Source organism: Acidobacteriota bacterium (genome assembly GCA_020845575.1).
Classification (GTDB): Bacteria; Acidobacteriota; Vicinamibacteria; order Vicinamibacterales; family Vicinamibacteraceae; genus Luteitalea.
The window spans coordinates 1-4,188 of record JADLFL010000047.1; the positions used below are offsets into that span (position 1 = coordinate 1).

A 4,188-nucleotide genomic window follows, 5' to 3' on the forward strand; every position below is an offset into this window, starting at 1 on the left:
ATCAGCGTGCATCGCCGTGTCGATCGGCACGCTGGCGTGGCCGACGTTACTGATTCTTCCCACAACGGTGGGACACGATGGCGGGGTGACGATGGCAGCCGTCGCCGGCAGTGGCTTCGTCATCCTGAGCCTTACCGCGCTCCAGGGGCTCTTTCGATCTATCGCGCCGATTCGGCGGCAGAGCGAATGGTCAGCACAGGTACAGCCGTGGCTTCTAGGCGGCGTCATCTGCGTTCTCCCCTTCGCTTTGCGCGCCTCCGCGCTGTGGACCGTCATTGGTGATCCGCCGGCGTGGGTCCGCGCCCTCCCGCCGGTCTGGTTCTGGGCACTGGGCTCATGGGCCCAGGGCGACCGAACACCCGAGATCACCCAGCTGGCGGGCATCGCCGTAAGCGGCCTTGGCGGCGCACTGGTGACGACGATGCTCGGAGGTCTTGTCGCCTATCGTCGGCTCGATCCCGGCGTCTCCGGTCATCGCGCGGGATGGCGGAGAATCAACCGACCAGTCGACATCGGCGGCGAAGGACCAGCAGCTGCCGTTCGAACGTTCGTGCGCCTCACCCTCGCGCGCAGCACGCTGCATCAGTTCGTGTTTCGCGTCGGGATTGCCGTGGGGATGGCGCTCGCGGCGAATGGCATCCTGGGGTCTCACGGGCTCCGCGAGCGGTGGATCGTGCGAGCCGCGCTGGACGTTCCCTTCAGCCTCATGGCTGGCGCGCTCGTCGGCCTTCGGCTTGCCTTCTTACTTCCGGCTCATCACCGGGCAGGGTGGATCTTCCGACTCACCGAGCGCGCGGAGGACAGACCGTCGCAGTTGGACGCTGTTCGGCGCATTCTCTTTGAGCGAGGAATGGTCCTTCCCATTACGCTCGCCCTGCCGGTCGTACTCGGGTACTTCGACCTATCGCACGTGCCTTCGCTAGGGACGATCATCGTCGCGGTCGGCTGGGCAGCCGTGGAAGTGGCGACGCTTGATTGGCGTCGAATTCCCTTCACGTGCACCTTCCTGTTCGGAAAGCGGCCGCCAGCGCTGACCGTCTGTGCGGCCGTATTGGTCTTCGGATGGGGCGTGTTCGCCGCGACGACGCTCGCAGTGATGACTCTCCAAGGGGCTCTGGGATGGGCAGCGGCTATGACCGTGACCGCCGGCACGGCCTGGCTGGTGCGCAAGCAGCGGCTCGAGTCCTGGGGCAGTGCTCCGTTCGAGTTCGAAGATGAGGTTCCACGCGAGTCGGACTGGCTGCACCTGGCGGAGCTACGGCTGCCGCAGTGAGGGCTATCGAGCACCTCTGGCAGGATGTGTACAGCGCGACGCGTCCATTCTGGCGCAGGCCAGTCACGCTGTGGACGGTCATCGTCCTTCTCTCCGGGGCAATAGGCGTGGCGACGGCATTGTTGTCCGTTGGCAATGCGATTCTCGCATCAACACTGGCAGCCCTCGTCGCGGTGTTGCGTCTGTCACCGGCCACAGCCTTGAGTGAAACGAACTAGTCCTCGACGCGGTACGCGATCCCCAAGTCGTCGGCGATCGTCGCCAATGGCCCGTCGACGGTCCAGAGTCGAACTCCACCGACCAGCGCCGACGCCAGCAGGTGCGCGTCGATCCAGCCGATGCCGCGCCCGTGGATCTTGCGCGCGCGGACGAACGCCACGACCTCGCTGTGCGGCACGAGCGGGATCTGCTCGATCCGGTCGTAGCTGCTCAGCAGCTTCTGTCGGCCGCCCCGGTCGCCCACGAGCAGTTCCCCGTACACGAAGTCGTGGCCAGCCACGGCGTCGTCGGCCAGCAATCTGTCCAGTTCTGCCGCAAACGGTGCCCGGTTCGAGAGGAACCGGATCCAGACGGACGTGTCGACGAGGACGCTCATGCCGCCGAGCGCCTGGTCGAGGCGCGACGCGCACGCCGCCGCGGCGTATCGGTCGCACCTGGCTCCGAACCGCGCAACGTTCGCAGCCGCTCGTAGGCCGCGCGGCGCACCAGAGCCTCCAAGCCGAGCCGCACCGTCTCGGTGTCGGTCTTCGCCCCAGCCGCCGCCCTGGCGTCACGGAGGAGGCGTTCGTCGATGTGAAGGGTCTTCTTCATACAGACGAACCTACCATATAAGTATGGCAGCCACGAGCTGGGATGGGTCCGCCTCGGCGCGGCTCATCGGCAAATGAGGAAAGACGCGCTCCTGGGCCAGAGTCCCTGGCTACGGCAAGGTCTCCCTGGCTGCCGCCGATTGCGAAGAGCGCAGGAGAAGCCCCGCCCTGGCGAGCGATTCGACATCGTCGAAGAACGCTCGACGCCGCTTCGCCAGTCCAGGCAGCGCGCTTCTGATCTGCGCCGCGATCGCCTCGCGGTTTCGCGCGGTCGACCGGTACACGCAGTCGAAGTCGGCGACGGCCGTCTGCGACTCGAGGTCGACGCTGCAGTGAGCCATGCCGACCAGCGCCAGCGCGCCCTCGTTCTTCTGCCTGTAGTACGTGCCGCGCGTCAGGCTGACGGCCGGCACCGCCTCACCGAGCGCGAAGATGATCGGGTGGTGCTTCATCGACACACACACGTGCGCCCGGGCGATGAGGCCCCGGATCACGTCCACGTGCTCGTCGACACGCAGCATGCGGAACCATCCGTCGGCGCCCATCGCTTCGAGCGCCAGCAGCGCGTCGCGGTCCGACTGCAGCATCGGAATGCCAATGACCGCCGGCACGCCGCAGGCGCGCAGGCGACCGAGCATGGCTTGAAGCGTCTCCAGCAGGCGTGCCCGCTCCGTTGCGTCGACGCCCCAGAAGTGCGCGTTCAGCACGACGTAGCGCGTCCTCAGGACGTCGGGATCGATTCCGGACGCGTCGAGCGCCGCTCGAAGGGCGTCCTCCGCGATGTCGGCCTTCATGAACAGCGCGTCGTCGCACGTGGACAGCGTGCGCGGCCGACGCAAAGACAGGGCGGCAACCGCCACGGCCGATCCATCGGCATCGCGGGTCGCGATCAGATCCGCGCAGCCGAGCCCCTTCGCGGCAAGGCGGCGCGTGAACCGGCTGTTCCAGACACCAATGGTCTGGCCGGAGAGAGCGACAGGGACACCCAGTACTGACGCAATGCGCATCAGGAACATGCCGTCCCACAGGCGCGACAGCGTGGAGCCGGTCAGGTAGCCACCGCCGACGAACAGCACCAGCCGCGCGGTCGACAACTCGTGCAGCAGTGCCATCCGTCGAGGCCGCACGAGCGCGAACGGCACGTTCGCGCGAACCAGCCATGCGTGCAGCAGCAACCACCAGGAGCGCAGCAGGAAGCGAAGTCTGGCGGCGGAGGTCGACAGGGCGTATAGCTGCGACGTGCCGAGATCGTAGAACGCCACGCGAGGCGCCGGCGAGACCTGGCAGCGCCCGTGCTCCCGATGCGTGCGAAGCGGCGTCGGCGTCAGCACCTCGATGATGAAGTCGGGGCAGCGTCGCCGCATCTCCTCCAGGACGCAGCGCAATTGCGCCTCGTCGCCGATGTTGCCGGCCCCATAACCGCCCACGAGCAGGATCTTCTGCTCGCGCGGGCGCTCCGCCCGCACCGCAGATCGGCGCACCGACCAGCGGCGCCAGGGAGCGGGCCTCGCTGCCTCCAGGATCGGCGCGACGGCCACGATCGCTGAACCTGGTGGCAGCCGCATCGACGCGAGCTGCTCGTGAATCTGCTGTTCGTACATGCTCGCGATCAGCACGAGAACAGGGCCCTGAGTCTCGCGCGCGAGCGCGGATGGCGCCTCCACCCGGGTCTCGCCGAAGCGTACGCCCTGCCGCCGCGGATCGCTGTCGACGAAGTATGTGACGCGCCCCGGCAGCGCGTCGGCGACCAGCGCGGCAAGGCTCCCCGTTCCCCAGCAGACGACCGTCGCGGTGTCGATCCCGTTCAGCGCGCGCCTGAGACCACGCCTGAATCGCCGGCGCACCGCAACTGGCGCGAGGCTCCGGACAGGCCGCATGGCCTGAGTATCCGGAACGGTGACGAGAGCAGCCGGAGACATCAGTCGAGCGCCTCGCGGCGGCTCAGGCCCGTCAGCGACGCGAACCGGCGTCTTCCGAGCGAGCGGAGGATCAACGACGCGAGCCCATCGGCCGTCTTCTCGATGCAGGAGAGCCGATCGAAGATGTAGAAGAAGGACGAGAGACGAGCAGGATCGGCGCGCCGGCCAGATGGAGACAGGGCGGTCA

The 4,188-nt window shown here is 67.5% G+C and carries 5 protein-coding genes; 1 reads left to right on the forward strand and 4 read right to left on the reverse strand.

Annotated features, from left to right (window positions below):
- Positions 1-16: 16 nt before the first annotated feature.
- Positions 17-1,273: a hypothetical protein gene (locus IT182_13905; protein MCC6164440.1), complete on the forward strand. Its 1,257-nt coding sequence runs from the start codon at positions 17-19 to the stop codon at positions 1,271-1,273.
- Positions 1,274-1,487: 214 nt separating this feature from the next.
- Here the strand turns inward: IT182_13905 and IT182_13910 are convergent, their stop codons facing one another.
- The 4 genes from IT182_13910 to IT182_13925 form a co-directional block, all read right to left on the reverse strand.
- Positions 1,488-1,868, reverse strand: coding sequence for a PIN domain-containing protein (locus IT182_13910; GenBank protein MCC6164441.1), 381 nt, complete (start codon positions 1,866-1,868; stop codon positions 1,488-1,490).
- Positions 1,865-2,083 (reverse strand): type II toxin-antitoxin system VapB family antitoxin, encoded by a 219-nt coding sequence (locus tag IT182_13915; GenBank protein ID MCC6164442.1) that lies wholly within the window; start codon positions 2,081-2,083, stop codon positions 1,865-1,867. The genes IT182_13910 and IT182_13915 overlap by 4 nt, the downstream gene beginning before the upstream one ends.
- Before the next feature lie 109 nt (positions 2,084-2,192).
- Positions 2,193-3,959: a polysaccharide pyruvyl transferase family protein gene (locus tag IT182_13920; protein ID MCC6164443.1), complete on the reverse strand. Its 1,767-nt coding sequence runs from the start codon at positions 3,957-3,959 to the stop codon at positions 2,193-2,195.
- Between the two features lie 41 nt (positions 3,960-4,000).
- On the reverse strand, positions 4,001-4,188 hold a 188-nt coding region (locus tag IT182_13925; GenBank protein MCC6164444.1), incomplete at its 5' end, for a hypothetical protein.